At 61.3% G+C, this 16,912-nt stretch carries 4 protein-coding genes; all 4 read right to left on the bottom strand.

Going from position 1 to position 16,912, the window contains the following annotated elements; translation table 11 throughout:
- Positions 1–162 precede the first annotated feature (162 nt).
- The 4 genes from BM046_RS10795 to BM046_RS10810 all read right to left on the bottom strand — a co-directional run bounded on the left by BM046_RS10795 (position 163) and on the right by BM046_RS10810 (position 16,896).
- The gene (locus BM046_RS10795) at positions 163–1,158 is read right to left on the bottom strand and encodes a bile acid:sodium symporter family protein (RefSeq protein ID WP_090539368.1); all 996 of its coding nucleotides are present in this window, start codon (positions 1,156–1,158) and stop codon (positions 163–165) included.
- A gap of 122 nt (positions 1,159–1,280) precedes the next feature.
- Positions 1,281–2,378, bottom strand: coding sequence for an NAD(P)-dependent alcohol dehydrogenase (locus BM046_RS10800; protein ID WP_090539370.1), 1,098 nt, complete (start codon positions 2,376–2,378; stop codon positions 1,281–1,283).
- 137 nt (positions 2,379–2,515) lie between these two features.
- Positions 2,516–4,696, bottom strand: coding sequence for a DNA helicase II (uvrD, locus tag BM046_RS10805; protein WP_090539372.1), 2,181 nt, complete (start codon positions 4,694–4,696; stop codon positions 2,516–2,518).
- Between the two features lie 152 nt (positions 4,697–4,848).
- Positions 4,849–16,896, bottom strand: coding sequence for a DUF5801 repeats-in-toxin domain-containing protein (locus tag BM046_RS10810; protein WP_090539375.1), 12,048 nt, complete (start codon positions 16,894–16,896; stop codon positions 4,849–4,851).
- Between the last annotated feature and the right edge of the window lie 16 nt (positions 16,897–16,912).

The following is a 16,912-nucleotide window of genomic DNA, read 5'->3' on the forward strand; positions in this document are numbered from 1 at the left end:
TCGGTGTGATAACCAAACCACCCGGCTGGCCCCACCCCCTGTAGGAGCGTCGCCCCCGGCGCGATTGAACCTTCCGGCTACTCCGAGCTGCCGGCAGTATTCGCCCCCGGGGCGGGGGCTCCCACACTATTCCGAGCGATGACCGAACCAGGCTCAGACCACTCAGCGCTCGGGTACCGCCTCTGCCACCTCGGTTTCCGGGCCGCGGGCGTAACGCTCGGCCAGCACCGCACAGACCATCAGCTGGATCTGGTGGAACACCATCAGCGGCAGGATCATCGCCCCCATGCTGCCCCCGGCAAACAGCACCTGGGCCATGGGCACACCGGTCGCCAGGCTCTTCTTCGAGCCGGCGAAAAGGATGGTGATGCGGTCCTCGGTATTGAAACCCAGCCGCCGCGCCAGCTGCTCCACCAGTACCAGCACCACGGCCAGCAGGATGCAGCACGCCAGGATCAGCCCACCCAGCTGCAGCAGCGGAATGGTCTGCCACAGGCCTTCGACTACCGCCGCACTGAAGGCACCGAATACCACCAGCAGAATCGAGCCCTGATCCACATTCTTCAGCCAGTTCTTGTTATCGGCCACCCAGCCACCGATCCAGCGCCGGGCAATCTGGCCGGCAATGAAAGGCAGCAGCAACTGCACGGTGATCTTGCCGATGGCGTCCAGGGTATCGCCGCTGCCCGCATCGGCCCCCAGCAACAGCATCACCAGCAGCGGCGTGACGAAGATACCCAGCAGGCTCGAGGTGGCAGCGCTGCACACCGCAGCGGCGACATTACCCCGGGCCAGTGAGGTGAAGGCGATTGCGGACTGCACCGTAGCCGGCAGGGCGCAGAGAAACAGCATGCCCAGATACAGCTCGTGCCCCATCAGCGGCGCGAGAATCGGCTTGAGCAGCAGCCCCAGTACCGGAAACAGGATGAAGGTGCAGGAAAACACCAGCAGATGCAGTCGCCAGTGGGTCGCCCCGGCCCAGATCGCCTCCCGGGACAGCTTGGCCCCGTGCATGAAGAACAGCAGACCGATGGCCAGGTTGGTGATCCAGCCGAAGACCACCGCCGTCTGGCCCTGCACCGGCAGCACACTGGCAGTGGCCATGGCGCCAACCAGGCACAGCGTGAAGTTGTCGGGCAGGAAACGGGGTCTGGCCATGCGGACTCTCTCCGGATTGCAGCGTTAGCGGAAACCGGAGAGTCTACTGGGATGTGCCGCGCCTGACCAATCGGCGGCAACCAGATGAAAAGCGAAGGCCGGGGGAACCGGCCTTCGCATGCTCAGGGCTTGATGGCGATCTTGAGCACGCCGTCACGCTGGTGGGCGAACAGGTCGTAGGCCGCGACTATGTCATCCAATGCATACTCGTGGGTGACCAGTACGCCCAGATCCAGCCGGTTCGACGCCACCACGTTCATCAGCCGGCGCATGCGTTCCTTGCCACCCGGGCACAGTGCGGTATTGATCCTGTGGTCGCCCAGACCGGCGGCGAAGGCATCCAGCGGCAGCACCAGATCCTCGGAGTAGACCCCCAGGCTGGACAGGGTGCCACCGGGCTTGAGCACCTTGAGTGCCTGGGCGAAGGTCATCTGGGTGCCCAGCGCTTCGATCGAGGCATCGGCGCCGCGGCCTCCGGTCAGCCGCATGACCTCGTCCACCACATCACAGTTGCGGAAGTTCAGCGTGACATCGGCGCCCATCTGCCGGGCGATATCCAGCCGGTGGTCGTTGCCGTCCACGGCAATGATGGTGGTTGCCCCGAGCAACCGGGCACCGGCGGTGGCGCACAGGCCAATCGGCCCCTGGGCGAAGACCACCACGGTATCGCCGATGCGGATATTGGCATTCTCCGCACCCTTGAATCCGGTGGACATGATGTCCGGGCACATCAGCACCTGCTCGTCGGTCAGACCATCGGGAATCGGCGCCAGGTTGGCCTCGGCATCGGGCACCAGCACATACTCGGCCTGGGTGCCGTCGATCAGGTTGCCGAAGCGCCAGCCGGCGGTGGCCTTGTAGCCGTGGCAACCGCAGCGGCCATCGGCGGTCAGATAGCTGCCATCCTGGGACGGTACTCCGTCCTGGGCCGCGTAGGAGTTGAAGTTCGGGCAGATGGCCCCGGCAATTACGCGCTGCCCTTCGCGATAACCCTTGACCGCGCTGCCCAGCTTCTCGATCACCCCCACCGGCTCGTGGCCCACGGTCAACCCCGGGGCAACCGGGTATTCGCCCTTGAGGATATGCACATCGGTGCCGCAGATGGTCGTGGTGGTAATGCGGATCAGGGCATCATTGGGCCCGACATCGGGGATGGGCTTGTCCGCCAGCTCGATACGTCCGGGCTCGACAAACACTGCCGCCCTCATCATCTCAGCCATGGAACACCTCCTGACAGGAAACAGGGAACAGCCTTCTGCAGAGAAGCAGAATCCTCTCCACTGTACTCCCCGCCCGCAGCGGGGTACTGATCAGGATCAATAACGGACGACCGATCAGGGCCGCCCATCGCCACCGGTCAGAGTGCCTGCAACTTGGCGTAGGCCACCATCAGCCACTTGCTGCCTTCATCGTCGAAGTTGACCTGGATGCGCGCCTGGGCGCCGTGGCCTTCGTAGTTGAGCACCACCCCTTCACCGAACAGCGAGTGCACCACCCGCTGGCCGAGGGCGAAGCCGGTGCTCTCGGTGGCTTCCTGGCTGAACATGGCGCCCTTGCCCCGGCCGGGGCCGAAGGGACGGCTGACCTGGTTGCCCAGACGCACTTCGCGGATCAGCTCTGAGGGAATCTCGCGGACGAAGCGCGACAGCTTGTTGAAGGTCTCGCTGCCGTACAGCCGGCGGGTTTCCGCCCAGGTGATGACCAGCTGCTGCATGGCCCGGGTGATGCCGACATAGGCCAGCCGGCGCTCCTCCTCCAGCCGGCCCGGCTCCTCCAGACTCATCTTGTGCGGGAACAGGCCTTCTTCCATGCCGCTGAGGAACACCAGCGGGAATTCCAGCCCCTTGGCGCTGTGCAAGGTCATCAGCTGCACGCTGTCCTCGAAGCGGTCGGCCTGGGTTTCCCCGGCCTCCAGCGAGGCATGGGCGAGGAAGGCCAGCAGCACGTCGCCCTCCTCCTCGAACTCGACCATCTCGTTCTCGAAGGCGCGGGCGGCGGACACCAGCTCCTCGAGGTTTTCCACCCGACCCTGGGCCTTCTCGCCCTTTTCGTTGCGGTGGAATTCCAGCAGTCCGCTGTGCTCGATTACCTGCTGGGCCATGCTGTACAGCGGCACGCCCTCGACCCGCTCAGCCAGCTCCTCGATCATCTGCATGAAGCCCTGTACCGCATTGGCGGCGCGGCCCGGCAGCCCCTTGTGGTCGATCAGGTCGCAGGCCGCCTGCCACATGGACACATCCTGTTCCCGGGCGTGCTGGCGCAGGATCTCCACGGTGCGCTCGCCGATGCCCCGTGCCGGCACGTTGATGATGCGCTCCAGCGCCCCGTCATCGCCGCGGCTGGCGATCAGACGCATGTAGGCCATGGCGTTCTTGATCTCGGCGCGCTCGAAGAAGCGCTGGCCGCCGTAGATACGATAGGGAATGGCCGCGCGCAGCAGCGCCTCCTCCAGCACCCGGGACTGGGCGTTGGAACGGTACAGGATGGCGATCTCGCTGCGCGCCAGCCCCTGACCTATCGCCTCGCTGATGCGGTCGGTGATGTAGCGCGCCTCGTCCTGCTCGTTGAAACCGGCGTACAGGGCAATCGGCTCGCCCTCGTCACCCTCGGTCCACAGCTCCTTGCCCATGCGCCCGGCGTTGTTGGTGATCAGCGCGTTGGCCGCCTTGAGGATGGTCGCGGTGGAGCGGTAATTCTGCTCCAGGCGGATCAACTCGGCGTTCGGGTAGTCCTGATGGAACTGCTGGATGTTCTCGATCCGCGCGCCGCGCCAGCCGTAGATGGACTGGTCGTCATCACCCACCACCATCAGGCTGGGATTGCTGCCGGCGATCAGGCGCAGCCAGGCGTACTGCACGGCGTTGGTGTCCTGGAACTCGTCCACCAGCAGATGCCGGAAGCGCGCCTGATACTGCTCGCGCAGCGAAGGGTTGTCGCGCCACAGCTCCAGCGAACGCAGCAGCAGCTCGGCGAAATCGATCACCCCGGTGCGGGCGCAGGCCTGTTCGTAGGCACTGTAGATGCGCAGCATGGTGGTCAGGTAGAGGTCACCGGCGGGCTGGATGTGCTGCGGACGCAGGCCCTCGTCCTTCTGCCCGTTGATCCACCACTGGGCCTGGCGCGGCGCCCACTGGTTCTCGTCCAGCCCCAGCTCGCGGATCACCCGCTTGACCAGCCGCAGCTGATCGTCACTGTCGAGAATCTGGAACTGCTCGACCAGCCCGGCCTCGCGCCAGTGGGCGCGCAACAGCCGGTGGGCCAGGCCGTGGAAGGTGCCCACCCACATGCCCCGGGGCGAGATGCCGAGCAACTGCTCGATGCGCTCGCGCATCTCGGCCGCGGCCTTGTTGGTGAAGGTGACCGAGAGGATGCTCCAGGGCGAGGCCTTCTCGACCTCCACCAGCCAGGCGATGCGGTGCACCAGTACCCGGGTCTTGCCGGAGCCGGCCCCGGCCAGCACCAGCTGTTGGCCCGGAGCGGCGGTAACCGCCTGGCGCTGGGCATCATTGAGGGAGTTGAGCAGATGTGAAATGTCCATTGGCGGGATTCTACGCCAGTAGCGGGGGAGGTTCGAGGGTCAACCGGCGTTGCCGGGAGAGCCCTCCTCCTACTCCCCACGATACGACAAAGAAACACCGAGCATCCGTTGAGAGAAACGGGAGGTCGGGCATTTGCCCGACCATCCTCGGACTAGTCTATGATGACGCCCTGCTCTACCCACAGGGTCGCTCCTCCCCCCTCGTAGACATTAAAGGTTTTACCCTCCTCTGTTTCCTCCCCTGTATGAGTCCACGCACTCGGATCATCGAGGCTCACCGCGTCCTCTGAATCGCCGAAGATCTTCAGAGTATCGCGGTCGTCGGTCATGGCGAGCACATCCTCGACCTTCAGTCCTTCGATACGGTTTTCTCCCTCGATACTCAGGTCAATCATCTCGATATTGCGCAGGTGGGCTGCCAGGTCAGAACCCTCCAGGCTCTCGCCAAAACGCAGCTGGACGGTATCGTCACCGCCACGCCCGTTAAGGATTCCCTGGCCGGTCCAGAGCAGTTCATCAGCGCCCGAGGTACCGAACTGGGCAGTGATATTGGTGGAGACTGGTGCTCCGGCCCAGACATCATCAGTGCCATGCGTCCAATCCGATGGTTCGACGCCGGCAACAGGCTGGCCTGTGCTTTCATCATACTCCTCGGTCCGCGCACGCACCTGCAGGTTGTTGATATCACCCGCTGCCTGGACGAAGCCCAACTGGTCGAGTTCATCCTGGGTCAGGCCAGTGATGGTGTAGACATCGTTCACCTCATCGTAAGTGACCCGGTCCATGATCAGGTTTCCACCGATATAGATGGCGGCGTGCTCACCCAGCCCTTTGAGCTCAACCGTTGCCCGCTCTACCGACTCATCCGTGGTGCCGGCCTGGCGCAGGTCCTCGAAGCGGGCATTGAGGTTGAGACCGATGATCTCCCCTTCCCTGCCGAAGCTGGGCGTCGGGTTGATGGCAAGCCCATTGGCCACCGGGTTCACCTCCAGGTTGAAGGTACGGGTATCCGTCGCACGGTCGGAGCGACTGCCTTCACCACTGATGACCGTCAACTCCAGATCCTCAAGGGTACCATTCCAGTTCTTCGGCGGCAGGATGGCAATGTACGGCGGCAGGTTGCCATCGGCGCCCGGCTCCAGCACCCAGGTATTGGTTCCCGAGCCACCGGCGTTATTGGCCATCTCCACCTGAATTGCCGAAGCGGCATCCTCACCCACGAAGACCAGGAAGTCATTGGGCAGGTTCTTCAGCAGGATGGCAGTGATACTTTCCGAACCATCATCATCCACCAGCCCGTTGCCCGTGATATTCAACCGGATGGCATGCTCCTTATCCGCTGCTACTGGCGCTTCATCCCCGCTACTGGTGTTGACGTCGAAGTCATAGCCATTGTTGATCGGGTTGACATCACCCTGCTGGGATACCGTGGTCTCAAGCAAGCCGGCAGCCCCGTTTTCCTGCCCGGTGACACTGGCCTCCAGGCTGATACTGCCACTGACGTAAGGACCGGATGGCCGATAAGTCAGGTTGATGGGAGTACCGGGTGTCACATTCTCGATAATGTAACGTCCGTCGGGAGCCGGAATCAGTGGATTGCCGGATGCATCCAGCAACATACCGCCACCGGCACTCATCCCCGACTCGTCCAGCTCCAGGTACAGGTTGCCGTCGATCAGTTCCCAGTCGGGATCATCCGACGGGTTGCTGACATTGATGCTGATGGCCAGGTCATTACCCTCATCCACCGCTGGCATATCAATACTGATGGCAGCGTGATCGGTGACCGGTATCACCGTCTGATCAACCGCCAACTCTGCCTGGGCCAGGCCACCTGTGGGCGTATGGGTTGTCAGTCTGGCGTTATATTCAAATGGCCCTTTATTGCTGTTCCAGTCCAATGGTGGGGTCACCGTTATGCTACTCAGCAGAGACTGCAGTTCAGCGTCGCCCCCTTGCCCGGACACACTCCACACCTCCTCGCCATTAACCATGGTGCGGGTCATGCCGGTCACCTGGGTACCTGGCGGCAGGTCAGTCAAGGTGATGGTGAAGCCACTGTTGGTAACGCCAGTCGCATCGATTTTGGCATCAATGGCCTGGCCAAGATTAAAGGCGACATCCTCGGTCGGCTCGAAAGAGGTCTGCTCCCAGCGCTCGATAATGGCGGGGGCATCTGGACCACCCCCGGCGAAGTTGGTGGTCAGCCCCACCTCCGTACTGGCACGGGACTCCGCACCGTTACCGGCATCCTCGGTCACCACGGTGACCCTGATCTGGTGATCGTTCAGCTCACCAGCCCGACCATACACCTGCAGCGCGATACTGGTCGTCAACAAGCCGGTAAAGCTGCCGCCAGAGGGTATCAGCACCCAGGTGCCATCACCGACAAAATCGACATCGTAGTCGGCCGTCCCCACGACCACCACGCCTTCCGGCACGTGTTCCAGGATGATGCGGGTCAGTTGCTCACTGCCGTCATAGTCAGCGCCGGTATTGCCGATCTCCAGCGTAATACCGGTATTGCCCGGACTGTCCAGGCTGATATCAGCAGGATCCACCAACGTCACCTGGTCGGTTATCGGGTTGACAGTCACTTCATAGGTGCCATCGAAGCCCTCACTGACATCGCTGACTGAACTGTCGAGGGCCGGGTCCCTGATCACATAGTGCACGCCAAAGCTGGCGTCACCATGCCAGTTCTCCCTGCCCTGGGCGTAGACATGGTCGATGGCCACGCCGGTCAGCTTGTACCAGCCATTGTCCAGCACAACGCTCGTGTTACCTGCATCCGCCGCCGCAGCGGCAAGGGATGGCCCATTCTGGCCATAGGTCAGGTTCAGATCACCCAGGGCAGCAAGGGCAGCAAGGTCAGCGGCACTGATCCATACTTCTTCCAACACCTCATCGTTATCACCATTGCGGTGCTGGATGCTGAAGTCCAGCCGAGTGCTGACATCCTCATCGATGCTGGCTTCCAGGTTGATGGTCGCCTCCGGCGAGGGGCTGACCCGCAGTTCCACGCTGTGCTGTTCGGTCAGCGAGTGGTTGTCATCCTCCGTGGTGACCGAGTAGAAGTCGAAGGTCTGGCTACCATTGAAGTTGGGCGGCGTTACCAGCTTGGCGCCAGCCAGCTGCGCCTTGGTCAGCGACCATTCGCGGGCGGTACCGCTGCCACCCATAAAGGTGGCACCCTCGATGCTGAAGCCATCCGGCAGGCCGCTGATCTTGAAGGTCAGGGTCTCGGAGCCGTCATTATCCTTCAGCTCCGCATTGACGATCAGAGCGCTCAGCATGACCCCGCCCGCCGCATCCACATCCGCCTCGGTGAAGGGATCAACACCCGTTATCGGGTCGTCATAATCAATCAGATCAATGATCGCTTCGTCCGCAATCCCCTTGGGTGCGACTGTGATGGTCAGGGGATAATCACTGGAAACATCCCTGTGGGTGATGGGATCCGGCGTACCACCCGGATTGGGGATATGCAGTTCGTCCACCGAGCGAATAGCTATATCCAGGTCGAAAGGCTCGTTGGAATCCTGCGGCGCCCGGATCTCCATTGCAGCGCCCTTGGACGGATCGAAGTCTGTGAACTCGACTTTCCAGGTACCATCCCCATTGTCGGTAATGCTGATGTTCGGCCATGCCGAGGTATCCGCATCGGACGTCAGCTCCACACCGTCATACCAGAGGGTTGCTCCATCTGGAATGCCGTCGATATCCACCTCGAAGCTCTCCGACGGGTCGGATGACTTCGGGCGAATAGACAGCGGCATGCGCTCATCCTCATCGCCCTCTACCCGCGCCGTGACGGTGGCGGTGACGGTATCGGCCTTGGGTGCAATCAGGATATTGGTCAGGGTCGCGTCACCGCTGACCTGCACATCAGCACGGCTTTCATCGCCGGGATAGTCTTCGTCGTAGTCCACGGTTTTGGCCTGGACCTTGATCTCGAACATACCGGAGAAGTGCGGTGCTGCCTTGAACTCCAGGGTGTTCAGATACTCGATGGGTACTTCAATCGGGTCGCCGCCAAACACTTCGCTGAACTGACGGGCACCATCTGGGCCAACCACCGGTCCCCATTGAAATTCCGAACCAGTAGCATCGGCCTGACTGCCATCGCCCGCGATCAGGTTTGGAGTCAGCAGGGCGAAGGTTTGCTCGCTGCCACTACCGGCTGTACCGCCATTCTCCACACCTCGGCCATCTTCGTTGCTCCAGCCATCCTTCAGGTTGAAGCCAGCCTCCTGGCCCAGCATGAACCACTCATCCTCCTCGCCAGGCGTGGTGTAGTCACGGCCCGGGGTCATGGTCAGGTCAGGGTTGTTATTACCATCGGTATCCCGATCAGGATTGCCAATATTCTCGACTCGCTCCCCTTTGGGCGTTACCTCTACCTTGATGGTCAGATCACGCCAGTCCGAATGCGGTACCGAGTTACCACCAACAGTATTGGTATCCGTGCTGGTGACCCGGACGACGATATCCTCATCCTTGCTGCTGTGAGCAGGCGGCAAGACAGTGAAATCACCCAACACCTCCTTCAGGTCTGTGCCGTTCAGAGAACTGATGATGTAGGGGTCAACCGTTGTACCGGAGCCTGTCATCGCCCAGCCAGTGCCCTCGCCCGCAGGCTTGTCAACCAGCACCCAGCCATCGGGCAGGCTGAACTCAACCTCGGTGATGATTTCATTACCAGTGCCGGTATCGGTAACGCGAACATGCTTCAGGAAGGCCACCGCCGTATCTTCTTCGGTGGTGACATCATCGGCTGCCACGTCACCACCCTGTGGATTGATACGCAGATTAAGGTAAACCGAATCCGAAATCTGGGTTCCTAGCGGGTTCGGACCGTCGCTGTCCCTATCCTGCGCGTACAGGGTGACCCGGACACCGTCAAGATCACCGCTGAAGTCCGCCGGCGGCTGGATCACAATGTCCGGCAGGCTGGGTGATGCGCCGTTGTAGTCATTGGGAATATCAACCCGCACCGACTGGCCGACACTGGTGATTTCCGTACCGTTAACGGTCGAACCCACCGGCAACCCCGATACCTCGAACCAACGCTGCTCGCTGCCATCGGTATCAGCACCACTATTGCCATCCCCCGTCTCATCAAGCGTGATCTGCAGATAGTCCTTCAGGTTGATGGAGCCATCTTCATCGAAAGCGGGCAGCGTCACTGCGTTAGCTGTCGAATCCGCATCCACATAGTTGTCATCGCCATTGTGGATTGTCAGGTCGATGCCGTCGGTCACGGCCTGGACATTGACGGTCACGCTGACGGTGGATTCGGCACCATCGATCGGGTCGCCATTCACGTCCGTAGTCAATGGATTACCCGACTCGTCCACCTCATAGCTGATCACGCTGACGTCAACAGTGAAGTTCGCACTGCTTTCAGCCGGAGGCAGTACCTTCAGCGCCTCGTATTGCGCAGTGGTGAGCGTCAATGTGCCGGTAGCACCATTGAAGTGCGGGCCATCTACATTGTCGCTGATGACAATGGTGACCGAGCCAGTACCATCAAAGGTATGCAGGGGGCTATCGCTAACAGTGCCGTCCAGCAATTGCGCACCCGCCGGGAAGCCGCTGAGCGTAATTGGCCCCAGGCGCTCAGGGTTGTCGCCCGCCGTACCAGAACCGTTCTGGTCGTCATCGTCAGTCGTCTTCGGTGCATTCAGACCCAGCGCGATCGCCTCGTCCTCATTCGTGGTTACCGAGCTAGTATCCACGGTCAGCTCCGGCGCATCCGCCACCGGAATGACATTGACGGTAACCTCGATGGTCTGTGAAGTACCATCATCTTCGGTCACGGTGACGTAGAACTTGTCCGGGCTGCCGTGGTTGCTGTAGTCCGGGTTGGGCGTATAGGTAATGCGACCATCCTCATGGACGGTGACGGTACCGTGGTCAACATCGTAGTCCAGGTCATTGCCATTGAGCGTGCCAGAAAGCGCCGGGCCACCAGCCGTCATACTGATGGTGGTGTTGTCCTGGGTCGCATCCGCCGAGGTAGTGAATGGTCCGTTGGCGTCATCTTCATCTACATCGATGGTGATCTTGGTACGCGGCTCGTCATCCTTCACATCCACCCGGAAGGTGCCATTGGCGCGATCACCATCACCGTCCACTGCCTCATAGCTGAAGGTCAGCTCATGGTCCTGGGTGTGACTCCTGTGCAGCAGCGCACCTTTCAGTTCGAAGTGATAGCTGGCCTGGCCGCTGGCATTGACCGTCAGGGTGACGGTAAATATCTCCTGCCCGCCACGGGTTCCGCTCAGCACGTCGGTACCGGTACCAGTAATGGTGATATCGGTGTTACCGCTGGCATCCAGCCAGTTGCGCAGTGCCACCTGATCTTCGGAGAACACCAATGAACCCTGTCCGTCGGAGCCGAAGTCGACATCCAGATCAGCCCCGGTCTCAGTGGACAGGCCAGCGGTTCCATCGCCACTTCCGGTGGTCAGATAGGCTTCGTCCACGACCCCAGGCGCCGGTGCCGCACCGATGGTCGGCCCATCGTCCCTGAAGCTGAAGCGTCCGCCGATATCCACCGAGGCGGAGTCGGTATCGCCGTCGCCATCGGTGGCAGTGGCGGTCAGTTTCAGGCTGCCAGCGGGCAGGGTGAGAACATCGTCATGGTTGTTCGGATCGCTGTGCTTCAGAGGTCTGTTCTGCGTCAGGGTGACCTCTCCGTTGGCATCGACCGAGATGGTGAAGGCCGCCGGACCACTATCATCACCTACATGGCCCGTTACGGTCAGACCATCAGGCGATGCAACCAGAACAATCGGGTCTCCCGTTTCGGTATCCAGCAGACCAGTTGCGGCGGTATCCACCTCCAGGGTGTAGACCAGGCCATCACCGTTATCACCGTCCGCACCGAAGTGATGGGTGAAGGCACCGGAGAAGTCAGCCGAAGCTGAGTCGCCCAGTGTGGTTTCATCCACCTGCACCTCGCCCAGTGCGTTACCGGTCAGGGTGACGCTGGGCACGTCGTCGATGATGGTGATGGTGACGGTGTTGATGACCGTATTGCCGTACTGATCCCTGGCCGTATAGGTGAAGGTATCGGTTTCCTCGACACCGGCAACATCCTCGGTACGGGAGGTCAGCTCATAGCTGTAGCTGCCATCAGCATTGATGGTCAGGGTGCCAATACCGCTTGATTGATTACCTACACTGCTCGGGTCCACAGTCCAGCCATCAGCCAGATTCAGGCTGCCACCGGTGGTTTCCTTGTCCGAGGAGGCATCGGAACCAGCGGGCAGGCCAGCTTCATCAACGGTACCGGTAGTATCACGTGAGATGCCGGTTACGTCGCTGATATTGATGGTCAGGGTAGCCGTGGTCTCATCCCCATCGGCGTCGCGGACGGTGTAGGTGAACACGTCCTGCTCGTCGCCGGTTACCGCATTGGCGCGGGACTCATAGGTGTAGCTACCATCCGGCGCGATAGTCAGAGTGCCGTATTCACCCTGAATCACCAAGACACCGCCTACGGTGCTAGCGGTATTACTCGGCTGGTTATTGCTGGTAACGTCCACCACCGCATTGCCGCTGTCATGCCAGCCGTCCGCGCCGGCAGCGTCATTTTCCAGCACGCCGTTGGCGGCATCCACGGTCAAGGTAGCGCCTTCAGTTACGGTGGCTTGGTCAGGTGCAGCAGTCGGTGTGTCATCGACGATATTGATGACCAGATTACCCGAGGGTGCCGCATCACCATCCTGATCGGTGATTTCCACCGGGAAACTGGCCGAGGTGTTATCCCCGGATGTGGTTTCTTCCAGGGTATAGCTGTAATGGATGGTGCCCTTGCCGGTAACCGGGTCGTACTCGTAGCGGGCGGTCAGGCTGCCTGCGGGGCCGGTGGTGGAGAAGGTCTGGTCGATCTCGGTCAGGGTATGCCCACCCAGGCTGACCGTGCCAAGCCCATCCGCCGAGTTGAATTCGATGCTGCCACTGGTGGTGGCGCGATCGGGAATATTGTCCGAACCATCGGGCAGGCCGGATTCGTGCACGGTGGTAGTCGCACCGCCTGCGGAAGGAATAGTGACCGTCGGCGCGCTGTCAGCGATGCTGATGGTCAGGCTTGCACTGCTGGTGTCGCCGTCACCGTCGGTGATGGTGTACTCGAATACATCCTCCACGCCACCCTCGGTGCCGGGGTTGCGCTGATAGCTGTAGCTGCCGTCGGAATGGATGGTCAGCTTGCCGTAGGCGCCATCGATAACCAGGTTGCCGGTGCCCGGTACTGACGTCACACTGGCGTCGTCTGCATGCTGGATACCGGTGACCCTGGCACCATCGGCGCCCTTGGCATCGTTGTCGAGCACGTTGCCATCCTGCACCAGTTCGAAGGTGCCTGCTGCGACATCAGCAGTGTCATCCGCTGCAGTGGGTACATCATCCACTACCTGGATGGTCAGGGTGCCGTCGACGGTTTCGTTACCCGCATCGGTGACGCTCAGCGGGATATTCAGCAGGACGTCATCATTACCCTGGGTACTGTGAGTACGCTCACCGGTCAGGGTGTAGGTGTATTGCAGGGTGCCGGAGGTCGGCACGCCACCGACGGAAGTTCCGGGCGTAAAGCCGGTCAGCACCAGGGTGCCGCCTTCGACCGCGATGGCTGCCGATGGGCTGCCCGCGCTCAGCGCCTGCAGCTCGGCCAGGGTGAAGCTCTGGCCGCCAATGGTAATGCTGCCCAGGCCATCGCCGGCGCTGATCTGGATGGTGCCATCGACGATATTGCTGCCATCGCCCGCTGTGGAACCTCCCGCCAGGCCGCTCTCATTGACCGTGTTATGGCCGTCGATAGCGCCATTGCCGTTGTCATCCTCCGGCACGATACTCGGGCTGGCATCGGTGCGACCATTGATGGTGATGGTCAACCTGGCTGTATCGCTGTCACCGTCCGTGTCGGTCAGGGTGTAGGTGAACTCCTCAGTCAGCGTCTCGCCATCCTTGAGCTTGTTGACCTCCGCATTGTCATTGTTCAGTACATACTCATATTCACCATTCGGTTGGATGGTCAGGGTACCGTATTCGCCTTCGATCACCAGGTCACCATCAGCATTGGTGGTGGCGGTGCTGGTCGCGTCGTTGTCGCTGACAATGGCGGTGACCGTGGCGCCGTCGGCGCCCTCGGTATCGGCCACATCGCCAGTCATGCTGCCTGCGATGACATTGCCGCTGACGGACGTCTCATCTTCGTCGATGGCGTTGGCATCGTCACGGGCCACCGGGGCGTCGTCGATGATGCGGATCACCAGATCCTGGCTGTCGCTATCGGTATCCCGATCATTGACGGTGATGCGGATAGTGTCGTCGGTATGGACGCCATTGCCACCGGTGTTATCCGGGGCGCTGGTCAGGGTGTATTCATAGTCGATGGTAATGCTGCCATCGGCATTCAGGGTGTAACCGTTGAGGAGCAGCTCACCGTATTCGGTAGTGATGGACTGATTGTTGTTGAGCAGGTCTTCGACCTCGGCCTTGCTCAGGGTCAGACTGTTGCCCGCCACCTCGATGGTGATGGCGGCGGTGTCATCCAGGCCGTCCAGCGCGCTCAGAGTGAAGCTGGATACAACTCGGGTGTCATCCGCATTGGTCGCAGAGCCACCAGCCAGACCGCTTTCGAACACCACATGATCATTCACGTTGCCCCGCGCCGGGTCATTCGGGTCGGCCGGATCGTTGACTGTCGGGTAGTTGGGGTCAGCCGGATCGTTCGGGTCAGGTACGGTGACCGTGACGCCGTCATTGCTGCCGTTGACAGTGATGGTCAGGGTCGCAGTGGACTGGTCGCCATCGGCATCGGTGATGGTGTAGGTGAATACATCGGTCAGCGGCGCATCATCCGGGTGCAGGCCCTGTACCGCCAGGTTGCTGTTGTCCAGCTCGTAGCTGTAGCTGCCATCGGCATTCAGCACCAGGGTGCCGTAGTCACCGATGATATTGCCGGCCACCCCTCCATCGGCCACGTGGCCGCCCCCAGTCTGATCGCCAGCGGTGACGCCGGTTACCCTGGCACCGTCGGCACCCTGGGTATCAGCCACATCACCCGTCGAGCCGTTGGCGATGACGTTGCCGGTCACCGGAACGGCGGTATCTTCATCAATGCCGTTGGCATCGTTGCGGGCCACCGGAGCATCGTCGATGATCCGGATCACCAGATCCTTGCTGTCAGTATCAGACGGATGATGGGCATCGCTATCCCGGACGGCGATATTGATTCTGTCGTCAACATGATCGCCCCCGACCTCCGGCGCACGCTCCAGCGTATATTCATAGTCGATGCTGATGGTGCCATCGGCGTTCAGGGTGTGGCCGTTGAGTACCAGCTTGCCGTACTGGGTATCCACGGTCTGGTTGTTGCTGCCCAGCTGTTCGATCTGTTTTTTGCCCAGGTTCAGGGTGCGGCTTTCACCATTGATATTGGTGTAGGTCAGCACCAGCCCCTGACTGCCGTGCAGGCCGTCCGGTGCGTTGATGGTGAAGCTGGATTCGACCTTGAGGTCGGCTTGGTTTGAGCTCTGGTCCGAGCCGCCGGGCAGGGCGCTCTCGAATACCACATGGTCGTTGGCATTGCCCCGCGCCGGATCATTCGGGTCGGTCGGGTCATTGACTGCCGGGTAGCCGGGGTCGTTCGGATCGTTCGGATCGGGTATGTTTTCCAGCTCCACCGGATCATTCACCGGCGCAACGGTAATGCTCAGCCGAGCCTCGTCCTCACCACCCTCTCCATCACTGATGGTGTAGTGGATATCGGGTACGCTGCCGTTCCAGTCAGGTACCGGGGTGAAGCTGTAGTCACCGTTTTCGTTCAGGGTGATCTCGCCAATGAGATTGCCATCGGCATCCTCAACGGAGACAGGAGTACCATCGGCCGGGTATACGGTAGGGTCATTGCCGATGGTGAAGCTGGTGACCGTCAGATCGTCACCATCCGGATCGCTATCGCTACCATCGACCCCCGGATCGTTGCCTGCCCCGGTCAGCACGTTACCCGTGGCGACCGTATCCTCATCAATGGTCTGGCGGTCATCCCTGGCTTCCGGCTCGGGGTTGGTCACTGTCCAGTCAAAGTCGATGGTGGTCTGGTTACCGACCTTGTCGGTGATGGTAACAGTGACCTTGTATATGCCGTCGTCATCCGGGCCGCCCTGGCTGGCGGAGCGATCGATAGTGCCGGTGATGATGCCGGTATCGGGGTCGAAGCTGAGCCCCGGCGGCAGGCCGGTGACATCGTAGGTCAGATCCTTGCCGTCGACGTTATCTTCAAAGTAGCTACCAAGGTCGAGGCTGATCGACTCCGCGTCCTCGCTGTCCTGGGGAGGCAGGGTGGTTACTTCATCGGGCGGCAGATTATCCACCGGCTTGTCATCCCGGTCCTGGCCGGTATAGCCCCTGGGTGTGGTGACAGTTGCCTCGACGGTGACGTTGCGGTCACCCGGTACCACCGGCACTTCAACGGTGACGCCATTGTCCAGGTCATTCTGGGTAACGGGACGGTCGAGCAGGATATTGCCCTTGCCGTCCTTGATGACCAGCCGATCCCCAACCCGTACCTTGTCATCCAGGGTCACCTCGGCGGGTACTGTGCCATCCGTGCCGATTTCAGCTTCGCTGTAGATACCATCCGGGCCGGCACCCTGCAATTCGACGGTAAGGCCGGGATGGCGTGCCGCTGGTGCGTCTTCATACCGCTCGTCACCACCACGATGCTCACGCCACTCGTCCAGATCATAGACCCGCTCGGGCAGGCTCATGCCCAGCGGGCGCAGGACTTCCTGGATGCGCGCGATGGTCAGCGGGGTGATGCCGTCGGCTTCGATGATTTCGTTGATGCGTACCAGCTGGACGAACTTGTGTCCTTCCGGCTCGACGTCCGCCTGCGCAGGTTGAGCCTGAGGCTGCTGGCGACCCTCGGCCGCCGGGCGCGGTGCGGAGGGTGGCAGCTCGGCCTGGGCGAACTCGATCGCCTCACCAATGTTCTGTTGCTGCTCACCAAGGAAGGTCAGCATCTGGTTGTTGTCGAAATCGAGATCGACCCGGGCACCCGGTTCGGTCACCAGCATCTCATCGCCACGCAGGCGATCACCCTCCTTGAGTTTACGGCGCTGACCGTCAGCGGTCACAGCCCAGGCACGGCCAGTCAGGGTTACTACGGTTGCCAGAGTATTCATAACGACCTCGATCACG

Origin of the sequence: Halopseudomonas formosensis (assembly GCF_900115905.1) — a bacterium.
In the GTDB taxonomy this organism is placed as follows: Bacteria; Pseudomonadota; Gammaproteobacteria; order Pseudomonadales; family Pseudomonadaceae; genus Halopseudomonas; species Halopseudomonas formosensis.

Coding starts and splice junctions, on each gene's coding strand:
- BM046_RS10795 (WP_090539368.1), bottom strand. CDS start 1,158: ATGGCCAGACCCCGTTTCCTGCCCGACAACTTCACGCTGTGCCTGGTT.
- BM046_RS10800 (WP_090539370.1), bottom strand. CDS start 2,378: ATGGCTGAGATGATGAGGGCGGCAGTGTTTGTCGAGCCCGGACGTATC.
- uvrD (WP_090539372.1), bottom strand. CDS start 4,696: ATGGACATTTCACATCTGCTCAACTCCCTCAATGATGCCCAGCGCCAG.
- BM046_RS10810 (WP_090539375.1), bottom strand. CDS start 16,896: ATGAATACTCTGGCAACCGTAGTAACCCTGACTGGCCGTGCCTGGGCT.